The organism is Paraburkholderia sp. D1E (genome assembly GCF_052682275.1).
Map to the genome: position 1 here is coordinate 4,837,273 of NZ_JBQYMB010000001.1, position 26,251 is coordinate 4,863,523.

Consider the following 26,251-nt stretch of genomic DNA (forward strand, 5'->3'; position numbering starts at 1 on the left):
GTCATGGCAAAGATGCAAGCGAAAGTTCAGGCTGACGAACGCGACGACGGCCTTCGTGAAAAAATGATTTCGGTCAACCGCGTGACCAAGGTCGTGAAGGGTGGCCGGATTCTCGGTTTCGCCGCACTGACCGTGGTTGGCGACGGTGATGGCCGCATCGGCATGGGCAAGGGCAAAGCGAAGGAAGTTCCGGTTGCTGTTCAAAAGGCAATGGAACAAGCTCGCCGCAACATGTTCAAGGTGCCGCTGAAGAACGGTACGTTGCAACACGAAGTGCACGGTAAGCACGGCGCATCCGCAGTCCTCCTCGCTCCGGCGAAGGACGGTACGGGCGTGATCGCTGGCGGCCCGATGCGCGCAGTGTTCGACGTGATGGGCGTGCAAAACGTGGTTGCTAAGAGCCACGGTTCGACGAACCCGTACAACCTCGTTCGTGCAACCCTCGACGGTCTGCGCAAGCAGTCGACGCCGGGTGATATCGCGGCGAAGCGCGGCAAGTCCGTCGAAGATATTCTGGGCTAAGGTGGACACCATGTCTGATAAAACTGTCAAGGTCCAGCTCGTCAAGAGCCTGATCGGCACTCGTGAAACGCACCGTGCAACGGTGCGTGGCTTGGGCCTGCGCCGACTCAACTCGGTTAGCGAGTTACAGGACACGCCGGCTGTGCGCGGCATGATCAACAAGGTTTCGTACCTCGTTAAGGTCATCAGCTAAGCGGCTGACCAGGACTCAAGGAGTTGATAATGGAATTGAATAACCTGAAGCCGGCTGAAGGCTCGAAGCACGCTAAGCGTCGCGTCGGCCGTGGTATCGGCTCCGGTCTGGGCAAGACTGCTGGCCGTGGTCACAAAGGTCAGAAGTCGCGTTCGGGCGGCTTTCACAAGGTTGGCTTCGAAGGCGGTCAAATGCCGCTGCAGCGTCGCCTGCCGAAGCGTGGCTTCACCTCGCTGACGAAGGAATTCGTTGGTGAAGTGCGTCTCTCTGATCTGGAAAAGCTGCCGGTCGACGAAATCGATCTGTTGGCTCTGAAGCAAGCCGGCCTGCTCGGCGAGCTGATCAAGAGTGCCAAGATCATCGCGACGGGCGAGCTGAAGCGCAAGGTCGTTGTGAAGGGTCTGGGTGCGACGAAGGGTGCGCGTGCTGCTATTGAAGCAGCAGGCGGCTCTTTTGCCGAGTAACGAGCAAGTTATTTGCCGTCACTAGCATTTGCATCGGAGAAGGTACTTGGCTAACAGTCCGAGTCTCGCAAAACCCGGTCGCAGCGCGGCGAAATTTGGCGATCTGCGTCGGCGTGCAGTGTTCCTGCTGCTGGCGTTGGTCGTCTACCGTATCGGCGCGCACATTCCGGTGCCGGGTATTGACCCGGACCAACTGGCAAAGTTGTTCCAAAGCCAGTCGGGCGGCATCCTTGGCATGTTCAACATGTTCTCGGGTGGCGCGCTTTCGCGGTTCACGATTTTTGCGCTTGGGATCATGCCGTACATTTCGGCGTCGATCATCATGCAGTTGCTGGCGATTGTCTCGCCGCAACTGGAAGCGCTGAAAAAGGAAGGGCAGGCGGGTCAACGGAAGATTACGCAGTACACGCGTATCTTTACGGTCCTGCTGGCGACGTTCCAGGCGTTCGGCATTGCCGTCGCACTGGAAAATCAGCCGGGCCTGGTGATCGATCCGGGAATGGTATTTCGGTTGACGACGGTCGTGACGCTGGTGACCGGCACGATGTTCCTGATGTGGCTGGGTGAGCAGATCACGGAACGCGGGCTTGGCAACGGTATCTCGATCATCATTTTCGGCGGTATTGCGGCGGGTTTCCCGAACGCAATCGGTGGTCTTTTCGAATTGGTGCGAACCGGCTCGATGAGCATCATCTCGGCGATTATCGTGGTCGCGCTGATTGCCGGTGTGACGTATCTGGTGGTGTTCATTGAACGCGGCCAGCGCAAGATTCTTGTGAATTACGCCAAGCGGCAAGTCGGTAACAAGATTTACGGCGGTCAGTCTTCGCATTTGCCGCTGAAGTTGAATATGTCGGGCGTGATTCCGCCGATCTTTGCATCGTCGATCATTCTCTTCCCGGCAACCATCCTGAACTGGTTTAGTTCGGGGTCGCGTGCCAGCTGGTTCGCAGACACGTTGCATAACGTGGCCGAAGCTCTTAAGCCCGGTCAACCCGTGTACGTGTTGCTGTACGCGTTGGCGATCGTCTTCTTCTGCTTCTTCTACACCGCACTGGTGTTCAACAGCAGGGAAACGGCCGACAACCTGAAAAAGAGTGGCGCTTTCGTCCCAGGCATCCGCCCGGGCGATCAAACCGCGCGGTACATCGACCGCATCCTGACGCGTCTGACGCTGGCTGGTGCGATCTACATCGTGTTTGTTTGTCTGCTGCCTGAATTTTTGGTACTGCGCTGGAACGTGCCGTTTTATTTTGGTGGAACGTCGCTGCTGATCATTGTCGTCGTCACAATGGATTTCATGGCGCAGGTGCAGTCGTACGTTATGTCGCAACAGTATGAATCGCTGCTGAAGAAAGCTAATTTCAAAGGCGGCGGCGTCCCGATGCGTTGAAAGGACTTATGGCCAAAGACGATGTTATCCAGATGCAGGGTGAAGTCATCGAAAACCTGCCTAACGCTACCTTTAGGGTGAAGCTGGAAAACGGCCATGTCGTATTGGGACACATATCCGGCAAGATGCGGATGCACTACATCCGAATCTTGCCGGGCGACAAGGTAACGGTTGAATTGACGCCTTACGATCTGTCGCGTGCGCGGATCGTGTTCCGGGCGAAGTGATTTGAAAAAAGGGTAATATCATGAAAGTGATGGCATCGGTTAAGCGCATTTGCCGCAATTGCAAGATCATCAAGCGCAAAGGCGTTGTGCGCGTGATTTGCAGCTCTGATCCGCGCCACAAACAGCGTCAAGGCTGAACGCCGCGCTTTTTGCTGCGCTTTTTGTTTGAGGAAAAACAATGGCTCGTATCGCAGGGGTTAACATCCCGAATCACCAGCATACCGAAATCGGCCTGACGGCTATTTACGGTGTAGGCCGCACGCGCTCGCGCGACATTTGCGTCGCTGCTGGTGTGGCATTTTCGAAGAAGGTCAAGGACCTGAACGACGCAGACCTCGAAAAGCTGCGTGAAGAAGTCGGCAAGTTCATCGTTGAAGGCGATCTGCGCCGTGAAACGACGATGAACATTAAGCGCCTGATGGATCTCGGCTGCTACCGTGGCGTGCGTCATCGCAAGGGCTTGCCCCTGCGTGGCCAACGCACGCGTACGAATGCCCGTACGCGCAAGGGTCCGCGTCGTGCAGCGCAATCGCTGAAGAAGTAAGCGGAACTGACAGTTACAGGAAAACGTAATGGCTAAGGCTTCGAACAACTCCGCGGCGCAACGCGTTCGCAAGAAGGTCAAGAAGAACGTCGCCGAGGGCGTGGTTCACGTTCACGCGTCGTTCAACAACACCATCATCACGATCACCGATCGTCAAGGCAATGCACTTGCTTGGGCAACGTCGGGTGGTCAGGGCTTCAAGGGTTCGCGTAAATCGACCCCGTTTGCAGCTCAGGTGGCGGCCGAATCGGCTGGCCGCGTGGCGATGGAATACGGCGTGAAGAACCTCGAAGTGCGGATCAAGGGCCCCGGTCCTGGCCGTGAATCGGCGGTGCGCGCGTTGCATGGTCTTGGTATCAAGATCACCGCGATCTCCGACGTGACGCCGGTCCCGCACAACGGCTGCCGTCCGCCGAAGCGTCGTCGTATCTAAGACGCTGTTTTCGCTAGCGCCTGTTGCCGCCGGGGTTGTAAGCCGGCGACCACAGGCTGCTTGCGCTATTGAATTGACTAAGCCCACCGTTCGACCCAAAGGGCTCGGACTAGCGCGAATGCATGCATTCGTGTGATTAATCATAGAAGGAATCAACGTGGCACGTTATATCGGCCCTAAGGCCAAGCTGTCCCGCCGTGAAGGCACTGACCTCTTCCTGAAGAGCGCCCGTCGTTCGCTCGCCGACAAGTGCAAACTTGACAGCAAGCCTGGCCAACACGGCCGCACGTCGGGTGCACGTACGTCCGACTACGGCACGCAGCTGCGCGAAAAGCAAAAAGTGAAGCGCATCTATGGCGTCCTCGAGCGTCAATTCCGCCGTTACTTCGCTGAAGCCGACCGCCTGAAGGGCAACACGGGTGAAAACCTGCTGCAATTGCTCGAATCGCGTCTCGACAACGTCGTGTATCGCATGGGCTTCGGCTCGACGCGTGCTGAAGCGCGTCAGCTCGTGAGCCACAAGGCGATCACGGTGAACGGCGTTGTGTCGAACATTCCGTCGATGCAAGTGAAGGCGGGCGACGTCGTCGCAGTGCGCGAACAAAAGAAGAAGCAGGCGCGTATTCTCGAAGCGCTGTCGCTGGCTGAGCAAGGTGGTCTGCCGAGTTGGGTCGCCGTCGATTCGAAGAAGTTCGAAGGCACGTTCAAGCAGAAGCCGGAACGCAGCGACATCGCTGGCGATATCAACGAAAGCCTGATCGTCGAATTGTATTCGCGGTAATCGGATTAATGGCCGGGGCACCCCGATTGCGTTGCGCAAGGGGGCGTCTCGGCTGTTTATTTTCAGGTTGTTACCGGTCAGCCTTATCGGTGTAACGAGCCGAGGGTATTGAAAAGGAAAACCTATGCAAACCAGTTTGTTGAAGCCCAAGATCATCGCAGTTGAATCGCTTGGTGAGAGCCACGCGAAAGTGGTCATGGAACCGTTTGAACGCGGTTACGGCCACACCTTGGGTAACGCGCTTCGGCGCGTGCTGCTGTCGTCAATGATCGGCTACGCGCCGACCGAAGTGACGATCGCAGGCGTCGTACATGAGTATTCGACGCTCGACGGTGTGCAAGAGGATGTGGTCAACCTGTTGTTGAACCTGAAGGGCGTGGTGTTCAAGCTGCATAACCGTGACGAAGTGACGGTTACGCTGCGCAAGGAAGGCGAAGGCGTTGTCACCGCTGGCGACATCGAACTCGCGCACGATTGCGAAGTGATCAACCCGGATCACGTGATTGCGCATCTGTCGAAGGGCGGTAAGCTCGACGTGCAGATCAAGGTCGAAAAGGGCCGTGGTTATGTACCGGGTAACGTGCGTCGTTACGGCGAAGAGTCGGCCAAGATCATCGGCCGTATCGTGCTGGACGCGTCGTTCTCGCCGGTTCGCCGCGTGAGCTATGCCGTGGAAAGCGCGCGCGTCGAACAACGTACCGACCTCGACAAACTCGTGATGAACATCGAGACCAACGGTGTGATCTCACCGGAAGAAGCGATCCGTCAATCGGCGCGTATTCTGGTTGATCAACTGTCGGTGTTCGCTGCACTGGAAGGCACCGAAGCAACGGCGGAAGCTCCGTCGCGTGCGCCGCAGATCGATCCGATCCTGCTGCGTCCGGTTGATGATCTCGAACTGACGGTTCGTTCCGCGAACTGCCTGAAGGCCGAGAACATTTACTACATCGGCGACCTGATCCAGCGCACGGAAAACGAGTTGCTCAAGACCCCGAATCTGGGGCGCAAGTCGTTGAACGAAATCAAGGAAGTACTGGCGTCGCGTGGTTTGACGCTCGGCATGAAACTCGAAAACTGGCCGCCGGCAGGATTGGACAAGTAAGTCGAGAAGTAATCTCGGGATAAGACCCACCGCTGCACTGGCAAAGATGCGGATTTTCCTTTAAAATCCGCGTCTTGTCTTTTTTCACTACCGGCCCGCGCACTCGCTACCGTTGGGAAGCCGATGGAAGATCGAGCGCGATAGAAGAGCTGGACCAAAACTTTGAATCAAAGGAATTAACATGCGTCACCGTCATGGTTTGCGGAAACTGAACCGCACGAGCAGCCACCGTCTGGCAATGCTCCGTAACATGTCCAACTCGTTGATCGAGCACGAAGTCATCAAGACGACGCTGCCGAAGGCGAAAGAACTCCGTAAAGTCGTCGAGCCGCTGATCACGCTCGGCAAGAAGCCGTCGCTGGCAAATCGTCGTCTGGCGTTCAACCGCCTGCGCGATCGTGACTCGGTCACGAAGCTGTTCGAAGTTCTCGGCCCGCGTTACGCTACCCGTCCGGGCGGCTACCTGCGCGTCCTGAAGTTCGGCTTCCGCGTCGGCGACAACGCACCGATGGCACTGGTCGAATTGCTGGACCGTCCGGAAGTCGAAGAAGTTGAAGTGCAAGAAGCTGAGTAAGCTTTTTAGCATCGAAGAAAAAGCCAGGCACCAAGCCTGGCTTTTTTGTTTGTAGCGGCGGATTTCATCGCTGCAACTCAAATGCAGCGGCTAAATGCCGCATCCTCGCCGCGGGTGCCTCAGCGGCATCGCAAGGCTAGGTGATACGATATCGGCACTTGAATCGTGCCTGTCCGGAGCCTTTGTGAGCGTGAATGTGACCTTGATTCTGACGACGGTACCTGATGCGGCCGTTGCTCAGAAGCTCGCCGCGGACGCGTTGGCCGCGCGCTTATGCGCCTGCGTCACGCAATTGGGCGCTGTGCAGTCCAGCTATCACTGGCAGTGCGCGATCGAAGTGGCGCAGGAGATTCAGTTACTGTTCAAGACAAGCGGCGCACGCGCGCTGGAACTCGAGCAGTACATTCAGGCGCACCATCCCTACGACACGCCGGAAATCCTCTCGTGGCAAGCTACGGCATCCGCCGCGTACGGCCAGTGGGTCACTGCTGAAACCCAACGCCCTCTCCATGTTTAACGGCTCCAACCGACGCGCACGCAATGCACTGCGCACAGTCCTTTTACTGCTTGGCTGCCTGATCTTTGCGCAGCTCGGCACGCTTGCTCGCGCTGCGGACGACTTCCTCGATCCCGCCGTCGCGTTCAAATTCAGCGCGACCGAAAAACCGGGCGAAGTCGACGTCACATACAAGATCGCGGACGGTTACTACATGTACCGCGAGCGCTTCGCGTTCGCGACCCGTAACGGTACGGCGACGATCGGCGAAGCACAATTGCCGGCAGGCCACGTCAAGTTCGATCAGACCTTCAACAAGAACGTCGAAACCTATCGCAATGAGCTGACGATCCGTATTCCCGTCAAGCAGGCGTCTGGGCCGTTCGATCTCGCTGTCACGTCTCAAGGCTGCGCCGATGCCGGCATCTGCTACCCGCCGATGGAGCGCGTGTACCGCGTGAGCGGTGAGGCGTTGCAGCCGGCCGCCGCTGCCACCACGCAGCAATCCGCGGCGGCCGGTGCGTCGTGGTATGAACGCGCCACCAGCGCCGACTATGCGCAGTCGCTACTGCAAGGCGGCGGCTTCTTCGCAATCATCGGGCTCTATTTCGTGGCCGGCGCCGTGCTCAGTCTGCTGCCGTGCTCGTATCCGATGATTCCCATCCTCTCCGCGATCATCATCGGCGAAGGCGCGCGGGTGACGCGTGCCCGCGGCTTTGCATTGTCGCTGGCGTACGTGATCGGTATGGCGCTCGTGTACACGGCGCTTGGCATTGCGGCGGCGCTCGTTGGCCAGAGTCTCGGCGCGTGGCTGCAGAACCCGTGGGTGCTCGGGACGTTCGGCGTACTGTTGACTGTTTTTGCGCTGGCCCTGATCGCGGGCTTCGATATCGCGTTGCCGCAGCGCTGGCAGGAGGGCGTGTCGCGTGCATCGAGCGGGCGTTCCGGCGGCAAGTTTGCCGCGGTGGCCGTCATGGGCGCGCTCTCCGCGTTAGTGGTGGGCGCCTGCATGACCGCGCCGCTCTTTGCCGTGCTGGCCTTCATCGCGCATACGGGCGACGCGTTGCTCGGCGGCGCGGCGCTGTTCTCGATGGGACTCGGTCTCGGCGTGCCGCTCCTGATCATCGGTCTTGGCGCCGGTACCTTGCTGCCGCGCGCCGGTGCATGGATGGATGGCGTCAAGGTGTTTTTTGGCGTGGTGCTGCTTGCGGCGGCCCTGTGGATCGTCTGGCCGGTGCTCGGCGCGACACCGACAATGCTGTTGAGCGCGTTGTGGTTGCTGATCGCCGCAGCTGGACTCGGTCTTTTCTCGGCGCCGGCTGTGAACGCTTCAGTGTGGCGTCGGCTCGGCCGTGGTATCGGTGCGGCGCTGGCAATCTGGGCTGCGGTGCTGCTGGTGGGCCTGGCTGCGGGCTCCTCCGATCCGCTGCGTCCGCTGGCTGTCCTGGCCGCGCGCGCTGGTGGTGAGGCTAGCGTGGCAAACGCCTCCAATACGCCGAATGCAGCGCCACAGAGCGACCTGACGTTCGCCTCGGTTCGTTCCTCGACCGAGCTCGACGAGGCCGTCAAAACGGCCGCACAACCCGCTATGCTTGATTTTTATGCAGACTGGTGCGTGAGCTGCAAAGAAATGGAGAAATTCACATTCAGCGATCCGCGTGTCAAGGCGAAGTTGAAGCAGATGAACCTACTGCGCGCCGACGTCACTGCGAATAACGCCGACGATCAAATGCTCCTCAAGCGTTTCAGCCTGTTCGGGCCGCCTGGCATCATCTTCTTCGATCAAGGCGGCAAGGAGGTGTTGCGCGTCGTCGGATACGAGTCCGCTGACAAGTTTTTGCGCAGCCTCGATCGCGCGAGTGCGCCCGGGGCGTAACCGGTGGTCCGGTTCTGCTGCAGGGGTTGCATAAAAAAACGGAGGCGGGACTGAAAAGTCCGCCTCCGTTTTTTCTCGAGCATTCAGACTGACGCCGCTCGCCAAGGCAAGGCGTCGGTCAAATCACTTCTGCGAGCGCAGAATTCGCGCGGCATCCAGCGCGAAGTAGGTCAGCACGCCATCCGCGCCTGCCCGCTTGAATGCCAGCAGCGATTCCATCATCGCCTTGTCGTGATCGAGCCAGCCGTTCTGTGCGGCGGCCTTGAGCATCGCGTATTCGCCGCTCACCTGATAGACGTAAGTCGGGAACTTGAACTCGTCTTTCACGCGACGCACGATGTCCAGATACGGCATACCCGGCTTGACCATCACCATATCTGCGCCTTCCTCGATGTCCGCTTGCACTTCGCGCAGCGCTTCGTCCGAATTGGCTGGATCCATCTGGTAGGTCATCTTGTTGCTCTTGCCGAGGTTCGTTGCGGAACCAACAGCGTCGCGGAACGGGCCGTAAAACGCCGACGCGAACTTGGCCGCGTAAGCCATGATGCGCGTGTGGACATGATCCTCGCTCTCGAGCATTTCGCGGATCGCGCCGATGCGGCCGTCCATCATGTCCGAGGGCGCGACGATATCGACGCCCGCTTCAGCCTGCGCGCGCGCCTGTTCGACGAGGATATCGACGGTCTCGTCGTTGATCACATAGCCGTTTTCGTCGAGTACGCCATCCTGGCCGTGGCTCGTGTACGGATCGAGCGCGACGTCCGTAAGCACGCCAAGGTCGGGAAAGTTCTTTTTCAGTTCGCGAACCGCGCGCGGGATCAGGCCGGCTGCGTTGGTCGCTTCGCGGCCATCAGGCGTCTTCAAGGACGGTTCGATTGCGGGAAAAAGCGACAGCACCGGCACGCCCAACTCGATGCATTGCTCGGCCACGCCCATCAGCAGATCCACCGACACGCGCTCGACGCCCGGCATCGACGGTACGGCTTGCCGCACGTTGGTGCCTTCGACGATGAACACGGGATAGATCAGATCGTTGGTGGTGAGAATGTTTTCTCGCATCAGACGGCGCGAGAAGTCGTCACGGCGCATGCGGCGGGGACGGTAGTGCGGGTAGAAGCTCATAAACGAATCGAAGAAACGTGGATGTGTGGAGTGGACAAGTAACGCCTGCCTCCGCTCCCGGAAACTTTTCGAGACAATGGTATATCATACCGATCGAGCAAGGCGCCCTGCGCTGACCTCCCCGCTTCTCCTCCCTGAGCGGGTGCCTGTCGTTTGTTTCGATTAGGCTGTTTGACCCGCCGTTAAAGCGGCGGGTTTTTTTATGGGCGGACGAAAAGGCGCTTTTGCCTTGGCTTGTACAAGCCGCGCGGTTACTGCGGGGCGTCTGTTTCGCCCTTTGTGTCGGGGATCAGCCAGCTTTCGATCAGCTCATGTGCTTCCTCGATGCCGACGCGTTTGAGCGCCGAGAACAGCTGTGCGGTCAACTCGCCCTGATAGCCGGCGGTGCGATATTCAGCCAAACCCTTCTGCGTTGCACGCAAGGCGTTGATGCTTTCCTGGCGCGTCAATTTGTCGCACTTGGTTAGCAGCGTATGAATCGGCTTGCCGGTTGGCGCGAACCACTCGATCATCCGCCGGTCCAGATCCGTCAGCGGGCGGCGCGAGTCCATCATCAGGATCATGCCGCGCAGTTGCGAGCGCGACTGCAGGTAGGTTGAGAGCAGCGCTTCCCAATGGGCCTTGGCTGCACCCGGCACTTCCGCATAACCGTAGCCCGGCAGGTCGACCAGGTGCGCAGTCGGCTCGTCCGCCTTTCCCACCGAGAAGTAATTGATGTGCTGCGTGCGGCCAGGCGTCTTACTGGCGAACGCGAGGCGCTTCTGATTGCACAGAATATTGATAGCCGTCGACTTGCCCGCATTTGAGCGTCCGGCAAAGCAGATCTCAGGTTGCGCGGTGGCCGGCAGATCACGCAGATGATTGACTGTCGTGAAAAAGCGGGATTGGTGGAGCAGGAAGGACATGATCAGGCCAGGATTCGAGACGCCGGGGAACCCGGAGTGGGGACGGGTCAAGCCCGACTGGCGTCTTAGCGATTAGCGAGTTATTGTACAATACGATGGTTTACTGAAAACCTGAGGGGGCCAGCCCGCGTGCCTTGGCGGCTCTTTGCGGTCACTCAGTCGCTGTCGTATCTTGCAAAACCTCTAAAATCCCACAAGACGAGACAGGGTGTGCGAATGAATCGACTGTGCAAGGCTCTGATGGTGTTTCAAGTAGCGGCAGGTCTTTCAGGTTTGGCAATTCAGGCACGAGCAGCAGATCCGGCAAAGCCGGACGTCAATCGGGGGCAGGCAATCGCAGTGCAGGTTTGCGCGTCATGTCACGGTGCAGACGGCAATAGTGCCGGCGGTGCCTATCCGAAGCTGGCGGGCCAGCATCCAGAGTACATCGTCAAACAGCTCATGGATTTCAAGACGCAGCCTGGCGCCAAACAGCCCGCGCGCAACAATGCGATCATGGCGGGCATGGCCGCGGCGCTGTCCGATCAGGACGTGGTCAACGTGGCTGCCTATTTTTCGACGCAGACCCCGAAGCCAGGCTACGCGCATAACAAAGATACCGTGCCGCTCGGTCAGAAGATTTATCGCGGCGGCATTGCGGACAAGGGTGTGCCGGCGTGCGCAAGCTGCCACGGGCCGACCGGCCAGGGGATTCCGTCGCAGTATCCGCGTCTGTCGGGGCAGTGGGCCGAATACACGGTGGCGCAGTTGACCGCGTTCACACAAGGTCCCGGCGCACGTAATAACAATGAGGCGATGCATGCAATTGCGACGCGTCTATCGGACAGTGAGATCAAGGCTGTAGCTGATTACATCGCGGGCTTGCACTAAGATAGAGCCCCCTCAGGGAACCTGTCGCTTCGCGTCAGGCCCCCTGAGGGGGCGAGAAAACCTGGGGCGGCCCGGCGTTTTCTCACGAGTGAGTCCGCACACAAGTGCAACTGGCCCCGCGAGGCCGGTGCAAAACAAGAAAAGGGTGGGGGCGTCGTGCCTACGACAGCCCTTCACCCTTTTTTGCTGTTCAGTCGGAGTATGAATGAGCGTCACCACGTCGGGTTTGCAGTCGAAGTCAGGCAATCGCACCACGCGCAGCGTCATCGAAGTATTGAGTTCGATGCGTTTCGCCATCGCGCTGCTCGTGATTCTGTCGATCGCCAGCATCATCGGCACCGTCCTCACGCAGGACGACCCCTATCCAACTACGTCAATCAGTTCGGCCCGTTCTGGGCGGACATCTTCCGCTCGCTGAGTCTGTACACGGTGTACAGCTCGTGGTGGTTCATGCTGATTCTCGGCTTCCTGATGGTGTCGGTGTCGCTGTGCGTGATCCGCAATGCGCCAAAAATGGTCGCGGACGCCAAGAGCTGGAAGGACAAGGTTCGCGAAGGCAGCTTGCGCGCGTTTCATCACAAGGGCGAGTTCGCGGTGCACGGCACGCGCGCGGAGACCTCGGCGGTGCTTGCGCGGCTCTCGGCCAAGTTCGGCTACAAGTTCGTCACACGTGAGTCGGACGGTGCCACGCTGATTGCCGCCAAGCGCGGCGCGTTGACCAAATTCGGCTACATCTCCGCGCACATTGCGATCGTGGTGATCTGTCTGGGTGGTCTGCTCGATAGCAATCTGCCGATCAAGCTGCAAATGTGGCTGTTCGATAAGTCGCCGATCCGCGCCAACACGGTCATCAACGACATTCCGCCTGAACATCGCATGTCGCAATCGAACCCGACTTTCCGCGGTTATGCGTGGGTGCCGGAGGGGCAGCATGTATCGACGGCGATCCTTAACCAGCCGGACGGCTCGCTGATCCAGGACCTGCCGTTCTCGATCGAGCTCAACAAGTTCATCGTCGACTATTACTCGACCGGCATGCCGAAACTGTTCGCGAGCGACATCGTCGTGGTCGACCATAAGACCGGCGCACGCGTGCCGGCGCGGGTCGAAGTGAACAAGCCATTCACCTACGACGGCGTGTCGATTTATCAGTCGAGCTTCCAGGATGGCGGCTCGCAGATGCAGATGACCGCGTACCCGATGTCCGGCGCGAGTGCGAAGACCGCGCCGTTCGGCGGCACGATCGGCGGCAATGCGCCGTTGAGCACGGCCTCGCCGCTGGCGGATGGCCAGACCGTTGAATTCACCGATTTCCGCGCGATCAACGTCGAAAACGTCTCAAACGGCAGCGGCCAGACCGATGCCCGTGGCGTCGCTGCACATCGAACACTGAAAGAAGCGTTCGACGAGCGCCTCGGCTCGGGCGCGAAGACCTCGAAACCGCTCGATCTGCATAACGTCGGCCCGTCGGTTCAGTACAAGGTGCGTGACAAGGACGGCCAGGCGCGCGAGTACAACAACTACATGCTGCCGGTGGACGTAGCCGGCGAAAAGATGTTCCTCGCCGGCATGCGCCTGAATCCGGACGACCCGTTCCGCTACTTGCGTATTCCCGCCGACACCGGCGGTACCGTCAAGGAGTGGATGAACCTGCGCGCCACGCTTGAGAATCCGGCCACGCGCGCAACGGCCGCCCACCGCTTCGCGCTGCGCTCGGTGCCGGGTTCGAATACCGAACTGCAACAGCATCTGGAAGAAAGCGCCTTGCGTGTCCTGACCCTGTTTGCCGGTGCGGACAACAGTATCAAGATGCCGAATGGCCAGACGGTCGGCGGCTTCCAGGCAATTGCCGGTTTCATCGACCATTCGGTGCCTAAGGGCGAGCAGGAAAAGGCCGCTGGTCTGCTCCTGCGTATGCTGGAAGGCGCGACCTGGGACCTGTGGCAACTGTCGCGTGAGCAGCTGGGCGAACCGGATGCGCAGGCCAGCGCGGACGCCAGCCGTTTCATCCAAAGCTCGATCAATGCGATATCCGACAGCTTTTTGTATGGATCGCCGGTCTACTTGCAGCTCGACTCCTTCAAGCAGGTGCAAGCTTCGGTATTTCAGTTGACGCGCGCGCCGGGCAAAAAAGTCGTGTATCTTGGCAGCCTGCTTCTCGTGTTAGGCATCTTTTCGATGTTCTACGTCCGCGAACGGCGCCTCTGGTTCTGGCTCAAAGATACCGATCACGGCACGAATGTCGTGATGGCGATGTCGAGTGCGCGCAAAACGCTCGATTTTGAAAAGGAGTTCGTCCAAACGCGCGACGCTGTAGGCGCCGCGCTGGGCGCCAAACTCACAGAAGCATCCGACGCCGCCGGCGCCTCCGACAAACCCGGCAATGCCGGCGCGCCGTCCGCAAGCTCACAAGATTCGACCCGGTAAGATCATGGACTTGACTCAGGTTTCCTCATCCTCCTCTTCGTCAGCCTCGCGGCCCCCCAGGGCGTTTGCGAGCGAGACACTCAACGTCGCGCAGTATGACGAGCGGCCGTTTCTGAAACGGCTCGGTGTCGTCGACTGGCTGTTCGCCATCGTGCTGGTTGCGGGCGCGGGGTTCGCGCTGTCGCGCTATCACCCGTTCATGAATTACTACGACAAACTGGTGCTGTGCTGCGCCGTGCCGGTGTTCATCGTACTGGGCTGGCGCTGGAAGCCGGTGCGTCCGCTGATGGTGGCCATCGCCGCGCTGTCGCTGCTGGCGATCCAGATCTATCACGGCGATCTGACGCGCGCGGACAGTGCGTTCTTTCTCAAGTATTTCCTGTCGAGCCAGTCTGCGATTCTGTGGATGAGCGCGCTCTTCGTGTTCGCCACCGTCTTTTACTGGATCGGCCTGCTGTCGCGTTCGCCGACCGGCGCCGCGATCGGTTCGAAAATGACGTGGGCCGCGGTGGTGATGGGCTTCGTCGGTTTGATGGTGCGCTGGTACGAGTCGTACCTGATCGGCGCAGACGTCGGTCATATTCCAATCTCGAACCTGTACGAAGTGTTCGTGCTGTTCAGCCTGATCACCGCGCTGTTCTATCTGTACTACGAGCAGCACTACAACACGCGTGCGCTCGGCGCATTCGTGCTGCTGGTGATCGGCGCGGCGGTCGGTTTCCTGATGTGGTATTCGGTTGCTCGTGACGCACAGCAGATCCAGCCGCTGGTTCCCGCACTGCAAAGCTGGTGGATGAAGATCCACGTGCCGGCTAACTTCATTGGCTACGGGAGCTTCGCGCTGTCGGCCATGGTCGGCGTTGCGTATCTGGCGAAGGAGCGCGGTGTGCTGGCAGACCGTCTGCCGCCGCTCGATGTGCTCGACGACCTGATGTACAAGTCGATCGCCGTCGGTTTCGCGTTCTTCACGATCGCGACGATCCTCGGCGCGCTGTGGGCCGCTGAAGCATGGGGCGGTTACTGGAGCTGGGACCCGAAGGAAACGTGGGCGCTGATCGTCTGGCTGAACTACGCGGCATGGCTCCATATGCGTTTGATGAAGGGTCTGCGCGGCGCGGTCGCCGCCTGGTGGGCGCTGACCGGCCTGCTGGTAACGACCTTTGCATTCCTCGGCGTCAATATGTTCCTGTCGGGGCTGCATAGCTACGGCAAGCTGTAAGATCTGCCGTTCCGAGCCGACTAAGAACCGCCGTGTGCTTCGCACCGGCGGTTTTTTTACGTCTGGCGGAATATTCGCTGCATCCAGGGTGTTCGTTAGAGCAGTAGCTAGGGATGGCTGGGCGAGTGGCTAAACGAGCCGATCATCAATATGGCCCCGTAAGGTGGACAACCCGATGGGCCGGCAAGGAGTAGCACGATGTGGATCAAGCGAAGCGGCAGAATTCAACTCATCGGCGATGACATCGCACGAAGCGAAATCACGCCACAGCGTGTCTTCGAGAACCGGCGGCGCGTGTTGCAGGCTGCGGGCGCGTTAGCGCTCGGCAGTCTGATCGGCGTGAATGGCGAAGCGCTGGCAGCGTATTCATCGCCGGATCCGAAGGCGCAGAAGCTTGTGGCGAAGACCAATGCGAAGTTCGTCGCGCTCGACAAGATCACGCCGTACAAGGACATCACCACGTACAACAATTACTACGAATTCGGCACTGACAAAGCGGATCCCGCGCATAACGCCGGTACATTGCGGCCGCATCCGTGGAAAGTGAGTGTGGAGGGTGAAATCAAGAACCCGAAGGTGTACGACATCGACGAATTGCTGAAGCTCGCGCCACTCGAGGAGCGCGTGTACCGGTTGCGTTGCGTCGAAGGCTGGTCGATGGTGATTCCGTGGATCGGCGTGCCGCTCTCGGAGTTGATCAAACGCGTGCAGCCGACCGGCAACGCCAGATACGTGCAATTCATCACGCTCGCCGATCCGTCGCAAATGCCTGGTCTGTCGACGCCGGTACTCGACTGGCCCTACACCGAAGGTCTGCGGATGGACGAGGCAATGAATCCTCTGACACTGTTGACGATGGGCCTCTACGGTCAGGTGTTGCCGAATCAGAATGGCGCGCCGATCCGCGTGGTGGTGCCGTGGAAATATGGCTTCAAGAGCGCGAAGTCGCTGGTGAAAATCCGCTTTCTCGACAAGCAGCCGCCGACCAGCTGGAATACTTACGCGTCAAACGAATACGGTTTCTATTCGAACGTGAATCCGAACGTCGATCACCCGCGCTGGAGCCAGGCCACCGAGCGGCGCATTGGTGAAGACGGCTTTTTCACGCCCAAGCGTAAAACATTGATGTTCAATGGCTACGGTGATCAGGTCGCATCGCTGTATCAGGGCATGGACCTGAAGAAGAATTTTTGAGCGGCGCGATCATGCCTTCCGATACGCAACCTGTTACTCAAACCGAACGCAAAGCGCCGCGAACAGCGCAGCCCTCGACCATGGCGAAACGCCCCGCAGGCGGCGCGCGCTGGATCGGGCCGGCCAAGATCGCGGTGTTTATCGCGGCGTGGTATCCGCTCGCGCGCATCGTGCTGTTTGGCGTGACCGATCGGCTCGGCGCGAATCCGATCGAGTTTATTACGCGCTCGACGGGTCTGTGGACGCTTGTCTTTCTTTGCATCACGTTGGCTGTGACGCCGTTGCGTCGACTGACAGGCATCACCGCATTGGCCCGTTTTCGCCGGATGCTCGGCCTCTACGTATTTTTCTACGCGACGCTGCATTTCACCACTTACCTGTGGTTCGACAAGTGGTTCGATGTCGCCGCGATTCTCAAGGACATCGGCAAGCGGCCGTTCATCACTGTGGGCTTCGCTGCATTTGTGTTGCTGATCGCGTTAGCCGTTACGTCGCCGCGCGCGATGGTGCGCAAACTTGGACGCCGCTGGCAGACGCTGCATCGTGCGATCTATGCGATCGGCGCGCTCGCGATCCTGCACTTCTGGTGGATGAAGGCGGGCAAGCACGATCTGGTCTTGCCGAAGATCTACGGCGCGATCATGGTCGCGTTGTTAGGGTGGCGTTTGCTCGTATGGCTGCGCGAGCGGAGGTTAAAAACACGCTGACCGCCAGGTACGGCGCACAAATAGAAAAAGGCGATGCCGGTGGCATCGCCTTTTTATGCTGCTTAGGCTCCGGACGTTTACGCCGGCAAGATCGTTTCGCCCGCAAACAGCTGTTTGATCTCTTCGCGAGCGCGAACTACATGCGCCTGTGTACCATCAACCATCACCTCGGCCGCGCGCGGACGGGTGTTGTAGTTTGAGCTCATCACGAAGCCATACGCGCCAGCCGAGCGAATCGCCAGCAGATCACCCGGTTCGACCGCCAGCAGACGCTCACGACCCAGCCAGTCGCCACTTTCGCAAACCGGTCCGACCACGTCGTACACGTGAGCGGGCACGTCGCGCTTAACGACCGCCTCGATTGCGTGATACGCCTCGTACATCGCGGGACGTGCGAGATCGGTCATCGCGGCATCCACGATGGCGAAGTTCTTTTCCGCGCCTGGCTTCAGAAACTCGACGCGCGTGAGCAGCACGCCGGCATTGCCGACCAGCGAACGGCCCGGTTCGAAATACACCTCGCGATGTCCGTGACCGCGCGCTTCGATGCGATCCAGCACAGTGCGCACGAAGTCGCCGATTTCCGGCGGGGTTTCGTCGTCGTACGTAATGCCGAGACCGCCGCCTACGTCGATATGGCGAATCTTCACGCCGTCCTGCTCGATCTGTTCGACCAGTTCGAGAACCTTGTCGACCGCGTCGAGATACGGCGAGACTTCAGTAATCTGCGAGCCGATATGACAGTCAATGCCGACCACGTCGAGATGCGTCATTGCCGCGGCGGCTTGATACGTAGCGCGTGCATCTTCGAACGCGACGCCGAACTTGTTCGACTTCAGGCCGGTGGAAATATACGGATGCGTTTTCGCGTCGACATCCGGATTCACGCGCAGTGAGACAGGTGCTTTTTTGCCCATTTCCGCCGCAACCGCATTCAGGCGGTCGAGCTCAGGAATCGATTCGACGTTGAAGCATTTGACGCCCGCCGCGAGTGCCTGACGCATTTCGTCCGCGTGCTTGCCGACGCCGGAAAACACGGTGTTTTCCGCTTTGCCGCCCGCGGCCAGCACGCGCGCGAGTTCGCCACCCGACACGATGTCGAAGCCGGCGCCGAGGCGCGCGAATACGTTCAGCACCGCGAGATTGCTATTGGCCTTGACAGCGACGTGTACGGTCGCGCGGCGGCCGGCGCAGGCGCCTGCGTAGGCATTCCACGCTTCGGTGAGCGCGGCGCGCGAATAGACGTACAGCGGCGTACCGAACTGCTCGGCGAGTGAGACGGCGGACACGCCTTCGGCGTGCAACACGCCGTCGACGTAGTCAAATGCGGATCGAGTCATGCGAAAGTCTTATTGAACGGGAGTGGCGGCGGAGGCAGGTTGCGCAGGTGTAGCAGCGGATGCGGCAGACGCGGGCGGCGCGGCGAGTTCGCTTTCCGGCGACAACGAGAGCGGCGCGCCCGACGTATCCGGTACTTCACCCATTGGGGCGGTGGTTTCCGCGCCTGGTTTCACTTCAGCCGGTGATGCTGACGGCGGCGGCGGTTGCGTGCGAGTGACCGGCTTGGCCGGTAGCGGCGGAACGGTGGGCAAATAGAGCGAACCACGTTGCCCGCAGCCGGCAAGTGCACAACCTGCGAGAATGGCTAAACCCGCTACAATCGCGCGGCCGGGCGCCGCCGCGCGCATCCGAGATACGACTCGCATGACTGTCCCTGAATAAATAATCGATGGAGTTTAGCATGTCCGATAGTGATTACCTGACCCGCGCGGAAGCCGCGCTAGCCGCCATCGAACGCGCGCTCGACGACACGGAAGCCGACATCGAACTCGAGCGCAGCGGCAATGTCCTGACCCTCGAATTCGAGAACCGCACGAAGATCATCGTCAACCTGCAACCACCGATGAGCGAGATCTGGATCGCCGCGAAAGCGGGTGGCTTTCACTTCCGTTTCATCGATGGCGAGTGGCGCGATACGCGCAGCGGCACGGAATTTTTCGCCGCGCTGTCGGAATACGCGACGCAGCAGGCTGGTGAGCCGGTTCACTTCGAGGCGTAAATTGACGGACTTAGGCGTCTCTTTCGAGACGCCTCGCCTAGTGCCCGCGGAACAGATTCATGATGTCCTGTTTCTCCTGTTCGCCGACTTGCTGCGGCGCTGCCGCGGACGCGCCGCTCGCGTCGGCATCCAGCGCCGCCTGACTGATACCGACTGTCGCGACGAAACCGTGTCCTGGCGTGAAGTCGTCGAAATACAATTCTGAACCGAGTTCGGTCACGCCGTCCGGCATCGGCATCTTGTAGTCCGGTACGCCTTTGAGCGCGCGCGCCATGTATTCGACCCACACCGGCAACGCGAGGCCGCCACCGGTTTCCTTGTCGCCGAGACTGCGCGGGTTGTCGTAGCCGATCCATGCGATGGCGGTGAGCGTGTGCTGATAGCCGGCGAACCATGCATCCCGCGAATCGTTGGTTGTGCCGGTCTTGCCACCGAGATCGGTACGCTTCAGCACGTTGGTCTTCGCACCCGTGCCACGTTGCGCGACGCTTTGTAGCAGGCTGTTCATCACATACGCATTGCGTGGCTCGATCGCGTGCGGCGCACTCTGCGCGGCCACCAGCGGTTGCGCGTGCGCCACGACGATTCCGCGCTGATCGGTAACTTCGGCGATCAGATACGGATTGATGCGATAACCGCCGTTGGCAAATACCGAGAATGCACCCGCCATCTGCAAGGGCGTGACGAGACCCGCGCCGAGCGCCATCGGCAGATAAGCCGGATGACGATCCGCATCGAAGCCGAAACGCGTGATGTATTGCTGCGCGTACTTGGTGCCGATCTGGTTCAGGATGCGAATCGACACGAGGTTCTTCGACTTCTGCAGTGCGGTACGCATGGTCATCGGACCGTCGAAACCACCGCCGTAGTTCTTGGGTTCCCACGCCTGACCACCCGTCTCCGCCGCGCTGAAAAAGAGCGGCGCGTCATTGATCACTGTGGCCGGTCCGAGTCCCTTTTCCAGCGACGCCGAATAGATGAACGGTTTGAAGCTCGAACCCGGCTGGCGCCACGCCTGCGTCACGTGGTTGAACTTGTTCTTGTTGAAGTCGAAGCCACCGACTAGCGCGCGAATCGCGCCATCTTGCGGCACGACTGAAACGAATGCGCCTTCCACTTGCGGCAACTGGGTGATCGACCAGTTGCCGTCGTCATCCTTCACGAGGCGAATGATCGCACCGGGCCGCACGCGTTGATTCGGCTGCGCACGTGTGCCGAGCGCGAACTGCGCGAAGCGCAGGCCGTCGCCCTGAATGGTCGCGACGTTGCCGTCGATGAAGGTGGCTTGCACCTGCTTCGGGCTCGCCGCCGTCACCACCGCGGCGATGAGTTCGCCGTTGTCGGGGTGCTCGAGCAGCGCGTCGTCGATGTCCTGTTCGCGGTCGTCCGCATCGGAAGGCAAATCGATGAACGCTTCCGGGCCGCGATAGCCGTGGCGCCGTTCGTAGTCCATCAGACCCTTGCGCAGAGCCCGGTAAGCGACATCCTGATCGGCCGAGTCGATAGTGGTCACGACATTCAGGCCGCGCGTGTACGCCTCTTCGCGATACTGCGCGTACATCATCTGCCGGACCATTTCCGCGACGTATTCCGCGTGCACGCTGAACTCCTTGCCCGCGCCCTTGACGACCAGTGGCTGCTTGCTTGCTTCCTCGTATTGTTCCTGAGTGATGTAGTGCAATTCGTACATGCGCTGCAGGATGTATTCCTGACGGATCTTCGCGCGTTTTGGATTGACCACCGGGTTATACGCGGACGGTGCCTTTGGCAGGCCCGCCAGCATGGCCGATTCCGCCAGAGTCAAATCCTTCAGATCTTTCCCGAAGTACACCCGCGCCGCGCTTGCGAAGCCATATGCGCGCTGACCGAGATAGATCTGATTCATGTACACCTCGAGAATCTGATCTTTCGTCAGCTTCGACTCGATCTTGTACGCGAGCAGCATCTCGTAAATCTTACGCGTGTAGGTCTTCTCACTCGAAAGGAAGAAATTGCGCGCCACCTGCATGGTGATCGTGCTGGCGCCTTGCGTGGCGTGACCATTGGTCAGTGCGACGAAGCCGGCGCGCGCAATGCCTGTCAGGTCGACACCGCCGTGATCGTAGAAGCGCGCGTCTTCGATCGCCAGCACGGCTTTCTTCAGGCTGTCAGGCACGTCCTGGATATGGACGATGTCACGCCGCTCTTCACCGAATTCGCCGATCAACACGTGGTCGGCCGTATAGATGCGCAATGGCACCTTCGGCCGGTAGTCGGTCAGCGCATCGAGCGACGGCAGGTTCGGCGTTGCTACCACCAGCGCATAACCGAGCACCAGCAGCACGCACAGGATGCCCGCGACGATAAGACCCACAAAGCCGATGATGAGCTTGAGCCACAAGGGGCGCTTGCGCTTCTGCGGCGCAGGCGGCGGGGACGTAGGAGACGTGGATTGCATATGGGCACCAAAAAACAGTCCCGTGATTATAGCCGCCTCGCTTTTCAGCTTTCGGCATGCTTACTGACAGTTCTTGACAAGTCGGCGTGCCGCGCAGGAATGACTTCACTGTAGACGCTTTGATGGCGTGCGGGGCGCACGTCGCGCAACGTTAGCCATTCGGCTGAGTGTCGCGCGACGGCGCGGCTACGCACAATTCTTCCTCGTTACTCGCGTTCGAATGGTTCGCCGCGTGAGTCTGAGGGAGGGCGTGATGACGTTCAAAAATTCGTGGCTTCAAGGTGTGCAACTCGGGGCGCAGCGTTTTGCTGCGGGAATCGATGTGGGTTCGCAGGCAGTGCGCCTGGTCGTGGTGAGTCAGCATTCGCGCACACGTGCGCTACATATCGAATACGCGTGCACTGTGCCGCTTGGCGCCGGTGCAATGGCCGGCACGGAGATCGCCGACCGGCATGCGGTGGCGCGCGCGTTGCGCGACGCATTCGCCGATCTGCCGCACGCGTGTGCGACGCAGGCGTTGCGATGCGCGATGGCGCTGCCCGCCTCGGCCACGTTGACAACTACAGTGCCATTTACACAACTCGCCGCGCTGAGCGGTTGCCGGGACGACGGTGGTCATGAACTCGCCGAACTCGAGCCAGCGGTGATGAGCGAAGTCGAGCGTATAGCAGGTCTCGAGCGACATGCATTGGCTGTCGACTGGTTCGTCGACGAAACGCGTTCGCCGATTCGTTCGGTGACGATCGCCGCAACAGCACGCCAGCATCTCGAAGCGCGTATCGAATGCGCAGCGACCGCCGGTATCTCGCTCACCGTGGTTGATGGCGAGCCGCATGCGGCTTTGCGCGCAATGCGTTACGCGGCGAGCCACGAAATCGATCCGCACGAGCCCTATGTCGCGCTGTGGATTGGCGCGGACGGCGTGTACGGCTGGCGCCTCGTCGACGATTGCCTGGCCGGTGAAATGCGCTACCCGGCGCCCGAGCACACCGATCTCGCCGACGCGTTGCGCGATCTCGTCCACGGCCCCGTACTCGATTGCGCGTTGTTGAGCGGCGAGGTCGATTTGCTCGACGGCGTGGGTTTCTCGATTGCGGATATAGCCGACGTATTGGGCTGCACTGTGCTGCCGTTCGAATGTGCGGCGCTTGGCGGGTTCGCGCGTCAATTGCACGATCCGTTGCTGCACGAGCCTGCCGCCGCAGTCGCATTCGGACTTGCACTGCGCGGGGTGCTCGAATGATGCGCGGCCTGCGTTCCTGTCTGGATGCGGCGGCCCCGAACACGCGAGCGTTTACGCGTGGCGCGGGCCTCGCACGGCCGTGGCTCGGCGGCTTCAATCTGCTGCCGTACAGGCAGCGCAATGCGCGGCTCGCGCGCGGGCGGCGTTTGTTTGAATGGGTTGCCGCCGCGCTCACCGGTTTTGCGGCTGTGCTCGCGATAGTTGGGTGGCAGGCATTCGAAAAGGCACAGATCGATTCGCGGCGTGCATCGATCGAACAATCGCTCACGCAACTGGCCATGCCGCTCGCGGAGCACGCCAGATTACTGCGGACGCAAGACGAACAACGCAAAGGCGCGGCGCGTGCGATGACCTTGTCCGGACCGCTTACGCATTTGCGCGATCTGCTGGATGCGTTGAGTTTTGAACCCGGTGATGGCGTGGTGTTGCAGCAATTGCGCCAGCGCGAGCATGAGACAGAGTTGCTCGCAACCTCGCGCGGACATATCGCGTCGGCCGAGTGGCTCAAACGCCTGAGCGCGATCCACGGCGTGACGGGCGCGGAGGTGAGCGATCTGCATCGCTCGACACCGCGCAGCAATGCCGTTGCGGCGGCCGGCGTTACCGGCCCTATCGAATTTGGAGCACACCTGCGCTGGGACCCGTCGCCGCAGAAAACGGCCCACACGTCCGGCTTTGCGGCGCAGCGTCCCATGAAGTCTGAACAATCAGGAGGTGCGAAATGAGTACGACTTTTGTCGAGTTCGGCGGCGCGACAAACGCGCGGCCTTCTTTTTCCCAGTGGACGAAGCGTGCGCGCTTGCCCTTCGCGGCATGGAGTCGTCGGCGCCGTTGGGTGGTCGCCGTGCTGATCGCTGCGGTGGTATTCGGACTGGGCGTGCACGGCTGGGTTGTGGCCGATCTCGGTGGGGTCGAGGCAAGCCGTACGGCATTGGAGGCGGCCACGCAGCATCTCGCGGATGCGCGCCGTGCGCTGGCGCAATTGCCCACGCTGCGCCGGCAAGTTGCCGCTACGCCGGGCGCGCGGTTGTCAGCGTCATGGACCTCTGCGGACGATGTGCGCATCGTGTCCGAACTCGCGGCTCAGAATAACGTCTCCTTGCTTTCCGTAGAGCCGGGCGCCGCGAGCGGTTCGGGCGCCGAAGGCATGCGTCCTATACGGCTCACTGCGCACACCGATTTCGTACACCTGATGGCATTCCTGCGCGGCCTGTCGGATCTGCCGGTGCTAATCGTTCCCATCGACGTGATGGTGAACCGCGATGGCGCTTCGTTAGCGGTGAGGGCAACGCTGCATGTATTCAGCGCGCTGAGACCGGTGCTTTCAACTGCCACTGCGGATGCGTTTGCCGACGATAGTCTCGACTCGGACGACGAAGAAGACGTCGTGTTCTTCGACCCATTCTCGCTTCCGCAGATACTCGCGTCCGGCGAGCAGCAGCCTGACGCTTCGCAACTGCGGCTGGTCGGTTTGCTGCACGATCGCACACGCGGGCTGGCTTTGCTCGATACGCCAGATGGCGCGACCACTGTCGTGTCGGGGCAGCAACTCGGTATCGAGCGCGTTACGCGGCTCGACGCACTCAGCATCACGCTGGCCAACGGCGGCGCGACTCGCACGCTGGCACTGACGGAGGCGTCCTGATGAGGCTGATGAAGCCGTTCGGTCTTGCTGCGTCGCGCGTCGGCGTTCGTGTGTGTTTTGGTCTTGGTGTGTGCCGTGGTCTGTTTGGATGCGTGCGTGGAGGCCCGCTTCACAGTCCGGTCCGCGGTACGCGTCACAGGAGGCTTCATAGCCTGATACGCGGCCTCGTCGCTGGCATGGTGATAAGCGCCGGTATCGTGCGTGCTTCGACCGCACCGCTGCCGCCGCTGCCCGCATATATGCCGCTCGACGACGCCATTGCGCCGCTTGATGCTCGACACGATGTGCCGCCGCTGCCGCGTGGCATCGCTGCCGAATTACCCAACCCATTCCACGACGATTCCGCCGACGAGCCCGGCATGTCGAGAGCGGCGGCAACCGCCGGCATCGGACGCTCCGACGACCTGGCTGGCGACGCAGACGGTTCAGTGCCGCTACGGAGGCAATCGGCAGCCTCCGCGCGCGATGACGTCACCGGAACTTCTGCGCTCGAAGGGCCGCCGGTGCCGCTGCCTCCGCTTGCGCGCCTGAGCGACGCGCCGAAAACGCCTGCAGACGCCAAACTCGCCGCCGACGACAAACCGATCTCGCTTAATTTCCAGCGCGCCGAACTCGGCGCAGTGCTCAACGCGTTCGCCCAGTTCACTGGACTGAACATCGTCGCCAGCGAGAGAGTACGCGGCGCCGTGTCACTGCGACTCGACAAGGTGCCGTGGCGTACCGCATTCGATACCTTGCTCGACGTCAACGGGCTGGCGATGGAGCGTCACGGCAACGTGATCTGGGTCGCGCCGATTGCGGATCTGGCCACGCGTGAGCGGCAGCGTTTCGAAGCGCATGCCCGGGCGGCCGATCTTGAGCCGCTCGCGAGCCGCACGTTCGAACTGCACTACGCGCGCGCCGAGGATGTGCGGCGCCTGCTGACCGGCGCCGGAAACCAGCGCGTGCTATCCAAACGCGGCGCCGCGACAGCCGATCCGCGCACCAACCTGCTGTTCGTCACAGATCTCGAAGGACGCCTCGCGCAAATCACGGCGTTGCTTGCCTCCGTCGACCGGCCGACCCGTCAGGTATTGATCGAAGCGCGTATCGTCGAGGGCGAGCATGGGTTTTCGCGCAATCTCGGCATGCGGCTTTCCATGGCGGCCGCCAACGCTGACGGCACTGCCCGTGGCTTGACGGGTGGCAAGGACGGCGCCGTGTACGATCTGTCGGCGCGGCCGATTTCCGGTTTCGACGCCGCCACTGCCGGCCTGACCTTGTTCGCAGCCGGGGCGACGCGGCTCCTGAACATCGAACTGAGCGCGCTGGAGGCCGAAGGGCGCGGTGAAATCGTCTCAAGCCCCCGGGTTGTGACGGCGGACCGGATGAAAGCGGTCGTCGAGCAGGGCACCGAGTTGCCCTATCAGGCGAAAGTCGGGCAGGGCGTGTCAGGCGTGCAGTTTCGCCGCGCCACGCTCAAACTGGAGGTCGAGCCGCAAATCATGCCGGACGGCCGCGTGGTGCTGGACCTCGACGTCGCCAAAGACAGCGTCGGCGAGCAGACCGACGCCGGGCCCGCAATCAACACTAAACACGTGCAAACGCGCGTCGAAGTCGAGGATGGTGGTACGGTGTCGATCGGCGGAATTTACGCGACCGACGACCGGGACGATGTGACGCGGGTGCCGGTCCTGGGCAAAATACCGGTTCTAGGCGCGCTTTTTCGCCATCGGGCCCATCGGGACCAGCGCAGTGAACTGGCAGTTTTCATCACGCCGCGCGTCGTTCAGACAAATTAGGGGCACGCTGCCGCCGCTGCCCAGCAGCGGCCTGCAG

Annotated in this window: 27 protein-coding genes and 1 pseudogene; 23 read left to right on the plus strand and 5 right to left on the minus strand. The window is 60.7% G+C overall.

The window, feature by feature from the left end:
* The first annotated feature begins 3 nt into the window (after positions 1–3).
* The 13 genes from rpsE (at position 4) to dsbD (ending at position 8,605) form a co-directional block, all read left to right on the plus strand.
* Complete coding sequence (rpsE, locus tag ACUN0E_RS21605) at positions 4–522, plus strand: 30S ribosomal protein S5 (RefSeq protein ID WP_007180127.1); 519 nt, start codon at positions 4–6, stop codon at positions 520–522.
* Between the two features lie 10 nt (positions 523–532).
* Positions 533–715, plus strand: a complete 183-nt coding sequence (gene rpmD / locus ACUN0E_RS21610) for a 50S ribosomal protein L30 (RefSeq protein ID WP_007180126.1) — start codon at positions 533–535, stop codon at positions 713–715.
* Between the two features lie 29 nt (positions 716–744).
* Positions 745–1,179: a 50S ribosomal protein L15 gene (rplO, locus tag ACUN0E_RS21615; RefSeq protein WP_074281990.1), complete on the plus strand. Its 435-nt coding sequence runs from the start codon at positions 745–747 to the stop codon at positions 1,177–1,179.
* Between the two features lie 46 nt (positions 1,180–1,225).
* Entirely contained in the window at positions 1,226–2,572 is a 1,347-nt protein-coding gene (gene secY / locus ACUN0E_RS21620) for a preprotein translocase subunit SecY (RefSeq protein ID WP_408241239.1), read from the plus strand.
* Between the two features lie 8 nt (positions 2,573–2,580).
* Positions 2,581–2,799, plus strand: a complete 219-nt coding sequence (infA, locus tag ACUN0E_RS21625; protein WP_004521905.1) for a translation initiation factor IF-1 — start codon at positions 2,581–2,583, stop codon at positions 2,797–2,799.
* A gap of 20 nt (positions 2,800–2,819) precedes the next feature.
* Entirely contained in the window at positions 2,820–2,936 is a 117-nt protein-coding gene (gene rpmJ, locus ACUN0E_RS21630) for a 50S ribosomal protein L36 (RefSeq protein WP_004199844.1), read from the plus strand.
* Positions 2,937–2,977: 41 nt separating this feature from the next.
* Entirely contained in the window at positions 2,978–3,343 is a 366-nt protein-coding gene (gene rpsM, locus ACUN0E_RS21635; RefSeq protein WP_012434566.1) for a 30S ribosomal protein S13, read from the plus strand.
* A 28-nt stretch (positions 3,344–3,371) separates the two neighbouring features.
* On the plus strand, positions 3,372–3,776 hold the full coding sequence (rpsK, locus tag ACUN0E_RS21640) for a 30S ribosomal protein S11 (RefSeq protein ID WP_006052224.1): 405 nt from the start codon (positions 3,372–3,374) through the stop codon (positions 3,774–3,776).
* Positions 3,777–3,933: 157 nt separating this feature from the next.
* Complete coding sequence (rpsD, locus tag ACUN0E_RS21645) at positions 3,934–4,557, plus strand: 30S ribosomal protein S4 (protein WP_007180123.1); 624 nt, start codon at positions 3,934–3,936, stop codon at positions 4,555–4,557.
* A 124-nt stretch (positions 4,558–4,681) separates the two neighbouring features.
* Positions 4,682–5,659: a DNA-directed RNA polymerase subunit alpha gene (locus ACUN0E_RS21650; RefSeq protein ID WP_006052226.1), complete on the plus strand. Its 978-nt coding sequence runs from the start codon at positions 4,682–4,684 to the stop codon at positions 5,657–5,659.
* A gap of 181 nt (positions 5,660–5,840) precedes the next feature.
* Positions 5,841–6,233 carry a 50S ribosomal protein L17 gene (gene rplQ / locus ACUN0E_RS21655; protein WP_006052227.1) on the plus strand — a complete coding sequence of 131 codons (393 nt, stop codon included), beginning with the start codon at positions 5,841–5,843 and terminating at the stop codon, positions 6,231–6,233.
* A 184-nt stretch (positions 6,234–6,417) separates the two neighbouring features.
* Positions 6,418–6,750, plus strand: coding sequence for a divalent-cation tolerance protein CutA (cutA, locus tag ACUN0E_RS21660; RefSeq protein WP_445567914.1), 333 nt, complete (start codon positions 6,418–6,420; stop codon positions 6,748–6,750).
* On the plus strand, positions 6,743–8,605 hold the full coding sequence (dsbD, locus tag ACUN0E_RS21665) for a protein-disulfide reductase DsbD (RefSeq protein ID WP_445567915.1): 1,863 nt from the start codon (positions 6,743–6,745) through the stop codon (positions 8,603–8,605). The genes cutA and dsbD overlap by 8 nt, the downstream gene beginning before the upstream one ends.
* A gap of 123 nt (positions 8,606–8,728) precedes the next feature.
* Here the strand turns inward: dsbD and hemB are convergent, their stop codons facing one another.
* Entirely contained in the window at positions 8,729–9,727 is a 999-nt protein-coding gene (hemB, locus tag ACUN0E_RS21670) for a porphobilinogen synthase (RefSeq protein WP_408236130.1), read from the minus strand.
* A gap of 251 nt (positions 9,728–9,978) precedes the next feature.
* Complete coding sequence (gene yihA, locus ACUN0E_RS21675) at positions 9,979–10,632, minus strand: ribosome biogenesis GTP-binding protein YihA/YsxC (protein WP_408236127.1); 654 nt, start codon at positions 10,630–10,632, stop codon at positions 9,979–9,981.
* A 216-nt stretch (positions 10,633–10,848) separates the two neighbouring features.
* Here yihA and ACUN0E_RS21680 point away from each other — a divergent pair, with 216 nt between their 5' ends.
* From ACUN0E_RS21680 to msrQ, 5 genes and pseudogenes are all read left to right on the plus strand, one after another.
* Positions 10,849–11,502, plus strand: a complete 654-nt coding sequence (locus ACUN0E_RS21680; protein ID WP_408236148.1) for a c-type cytochrome — start codon at positions 10,849–10,851, stop codon at positions 11,500–11,502.
* Positions 11,503–11,707: 205 nt separating this feature from the next.
* Positions 11,708–13,929 (plus strand): annotated as a pseudogene (locus ACUN0E_RS21685) (cytochrome c biogenesis protein ResB).
* Between the two features lie 4 nt (positions 13,930–13,933).
* Positions 13,934–15,148 carry a c-type cytochrome biogenesis protein CcsB gene (ccsB, locus tag ACUN0E_RS21690; RefSeq protein ID WP_445567916.1) on the plus strand — a complete coding sequence of 405 codons (1,215 nt, stop codon included), beginning with the start codon at positions 13,934–13,936 and terminating at the stop codon, positions 15,146–15,148.
* 198 nt (positions 15,149–15,346) lie between these two features.
* Positions 15,347–16,342: a protein-methionine-sulfoxide reductase catalytic subunit MsrP gene (gene msrP, locus ACUN0E_RS21695; RefSeq protein WP_445567917.1), complete on the plus strand. Its 996-nt coding sequence runs from the start codon at positions 15,347–15,349 to the stop codon at positions 16,340–16,342.
* An 11-nt stretch (positions 16,343–16,353) separates the two neighbouring features.
* A complete protein-coding gene (msrQ, locus tag ACUN0E_RS21700; protein ID WP_445567918.1) occupies positions 16,354–17,049 on the plus strand; it encodes a protein-methionine-sulfoxide reductase heme-binding subunit MsrQ in 696 nt (231 codons plus the stop codon).
* A gap of 77 nt (positions 17,050–17,126) precedes the next feature.
* Here the strand turns inward: msrQ and lysA are convergent, their stop codons facing one another.
* Both lysA and lptM read right to left on the minus strand, forming a co-directional pair.
* Positions 17,127–18,389, minus strand: coding sequence for a diaminopimelate decarboxylase (lysA, locus tag ACUN0E_RS21705; RefSeq protein ID WP_445567919.1), 1,263 nt, complete (start codon positions 18,387–18,389; stop codon positions 17,127–17,129).
* 9 nt (positions 18,390–18,398) lie between these two features.
* Positions 18,399–18,755, minus strand: a complete 357-nt coding sequence (gene lptM, locus ACUN0E_RS21710; protein ID WP_445567920.1) for an LPS translocon maturation chaperone LptM — start codon at positions 18,753–18,755, stop codon at positions 18,399–18,401.
* A 35-nt stretch (positions 18,756–18,790) separates the two neighbouring features.
* Between lptM and cyaY the strand changes: the two genes are divergently transcribed.
* Positions 18,791–19,108 (plus strand): iron donor protein CyaY, encoded by a 318-nt coding sequence (gene cyaY / locus ACUN0E_RS21715; protein ID WP_054036574.1) that lies wholly within the window; start codon positions 18,791–18,793, stop codon positions 19,106–19,108.
* Between the two features lie 37 nt (positions 19,109–19,145).
* Here the strand turns inward: cyaY and ACUN0E_RS21720 are convergent, their stop codons facing one another.
* Positions 19,146–21,545, minus strand: coding sequence for a penicillin-binding protein 1A (locus ACUN0E_RS21720; RefSeq protein ID WP_408236107.1), 2,400 nt, complete (start codon positions 21,543–21,545; stop codon positions 19,146–19,148).
* Between the two features lie 253 nt (positions 21,546–21,798).
* On the opposite strand from ACUN0E_RS21720, the gene pilM reads away from it, so the two are divergent.
* Genes pilM through ACUN0E_RS21740 form a run of 4 tightly spaced genes read left to right on the plus strand, consistent with a single transcriptional unit; the run spans position 21,799 to position 26,214 of the window.
* Entirely contained in the window at positions 21,799–22,788 is a 990-nt protein-coding gene (gene pilM / locus ACUN0E_RS21725; RefSeq protein WP_445567921.1) for a type IV pilus biogenesis protein PilM, read from the plus strand.
* The gene (locus ACUN0E_RS21730; RefSeq protein ID WP_445567922.1) at positions 22,785–23,513 is read left to right on the plus strand and encodes a fimbrial assembly protein; all 729 of its coding nucleotides are present in this window, start codon (positions 22,785–22,787) and stop codon (positions 23,511–23,513) included. Before pilM ends, ACUN0E_RS21730 begins: the two co-directional genes overlap by 4 nt.
* On the plus strand, positions 23,510–24,433 hold the full coding sequence (locus ACUN0E_RS21735; RefSeq protein WP_445567923.1) for a hypothetical protein: 924 nt from the start codon (positions 23,510–23,512) through the stop codon (positions 24,431–24,433). Before ACUN0E_RS21730 ends, ACUN0E_RS21735 begins: the two co-directional genes overlap by 4 nt.
* The gene (locus tag ACUN0E_RS21740; protein WP_408338212.1) at positions 24,433–26,214 is read left to right on the plus strand and encodes a type IV pilus secretin PilQ; all 1,782 of its coding nucleotides are present in this window, start codon (positions 24,433–24,435) and stop codon (positions 26,212–26,214) included. Before ACUN0E_RS21735 ends, ACUN0E_RS21740 begins: the two co-directional genes overlap by 1 nt.
* The last annotated feature ends 37 nt before the right edge of the window (positions 26,215–26,251 follow it).

What these genes read in the sequence shown, in the direction of transcription:
- rplO (WP_074281990.1), top strand. Translation starts at nt 745, where the DNA reads ATGGAATTGAATAACCTGAAGCCGGCTGAAGGCTCGAAGCACGCTAAG.
- rpsE (WP_007180127.1), top strand. Translation starts at nt 4, where the DNA reads ATGGCAAAGATGCAAGCGAAAGTTCAGGCTGACGAACGCGACGACGGC.
- dsbD (WP_445567915.1), top strand. Translation starts at nt 6,743, where the DNA reads ATGTTTAACGGCTCCAACCGACGCGCACGCAATGCACTGCGCACAGTC.
- cyaY (WP_054036574.1), top strand. Translation starts at nt 18,791, where the DNA reads ATGTCCGATAGTGATTACCTGACCCGCGCGGAAGCCGCGCTAGCCGCC.
- ACUN0E_RS21720 (WP_408236107.1), bottom strand. Translation starts at nt 21,545, where the DNA reads ATGCAATCCACGTCTCCTACGTCCCCGCCGCCTGCGCCGCAGAAGCGC.
- ccsB (WP_445567916.1), top strand. Translation starts at nt 13,934, where the DNA reads ATGGACTTGACTCAGGTTTCCTCATCCTCCTCTTCGTCAGCCTCGCGG.
- msrQ (WP_445567918.1), top strand. Translation starts at nt 16,354, where the DNA reads ATGCCTTCCGATACGCAACCTGTTACTCAAACCGAACGCAAAGCGCCG.
- yihA (WP_408236127.1), bottom strand. Translation starts at nt 10,632, where the DNA reads ATGTCCTTCCTGCTCCACCAATCCCGCTTTTTCACGACAGTCAATCAT.
- hemB (WP_408236130.1), bottom strand. Translation starts at nt 9,727, where the DNA reads ATGAGCTTCTACCCGCACTACCGTCCCCGCCGCATGCGCCGTGACGAC.
- ACUN0E_RS21650 (WP_006052226.1), top strand. Translation starts at nt 4,682, where the DNA reads ATGCAAACCAGTTTGTTGAAGCCCAAGATCATCGCAGTTGAATCGCTT.
- rpmD (WP_007180126.1), top strand. Translation starts at nt 533, where the DNA reads ATGTCTGATAAAACTGTCAAGGTCCAGCTCGTCAAGAGCCTGATCGGC.
- lysA (WP_445567919.1), bottom strand. Translation starts at nt 18,389, where the DNA reads ATGACTCGATCCGCATTTGACTACGTCGACGGCGTGTTGCACGCCGAA.
- ACUN0E_RS21730 (WP_445567922.1), top strand. Translation starts at nt 22,785, where the DNA reads ATGATGCGCGGCCTGCGTTCCTGTCTGGATGCGGCGGCCCCGAACACG.
- ACUN0E_RS21680 (WP_408236148.1), top strand. Translation starts at nt 10,849, where the DNA reads ATGAATCGACTGTGCAAGGCTCTGATGGTGTTTCAAGTAGCGGCAGGT.
- rpsM (WP_012434566.1), top strand. Translation starts at nt 2,978, where the DNA reads ATGGCTCGTATCGCAGGGGTTAACATCCCGAATCACCAGCATACCGAA.
- msrP (WP_445567917.1), top strand. Translation starts at nt 15,347, where the DNA reads ATGTGGATCAAGCGAAGCGGCAGAATTCAACTCATCGGCGATGACATC.
- rpmJ (WP_004199844.1), top strand. Translation starts at nt 2,820, where the DNA reads ATGAAAGTGATGGCATCGGTTAAGCGCATTTGCCGCAATTGCAAGATC.
- rplQ (WP_006052227.1), top strand. Translation starts at nt 5,841, where the DNA reads ATGCGTCACCGTCATGGTTTGCGGAAACTGAACCGCACGAGCAGCCAC.
- ACUN0E_RS21740 (WP_408338212.1), top strand. Translation starts at nt 24,433, where the DNA reads ATGAGGCTGATGAAGCCGTTCGGTCTTGCTGCGTCGCGCGTCGGCGTT.
- infA (WP_004521905.1), top strand. Translation starts at nt 2,581, where the DNA reads ATGGCCAAAGACGATGTTATCCAGATGCAGGGTGAAGTCATCGAAAAC.
- ACUN0E_RS21735 (WP_445567923.1), top strand. Translation starts at nt 23,510, where the DNA reads ATGAGTACGACTTTTGTCGAGTTCGGCGGCGCGACAAACGCGCGGCCT.
- rpsK (WP_006052224.1), top strand. Translation starts at nt 3,372, where the DNA reads ATGGCTAAGGCTTCGAACAACTCCGCGGCGCAACGCGTTCGCAAGAAG.
- lptM (WP_445567920.1), bottom strand. Translation starts at nt 18,755, where the DNA reads ATGCGAGTCGTATCTCGGATGCGCGCGGCGGCGCCCGGCCGCGCGATT.
- pilM (WP_445567921.1), top strand. Translation starts at nt 21,799, where the DNA reads ATGACGTTCAAAAATTCGTGGCTTCAAGGTGTGCAACTCGGGGCGCAG.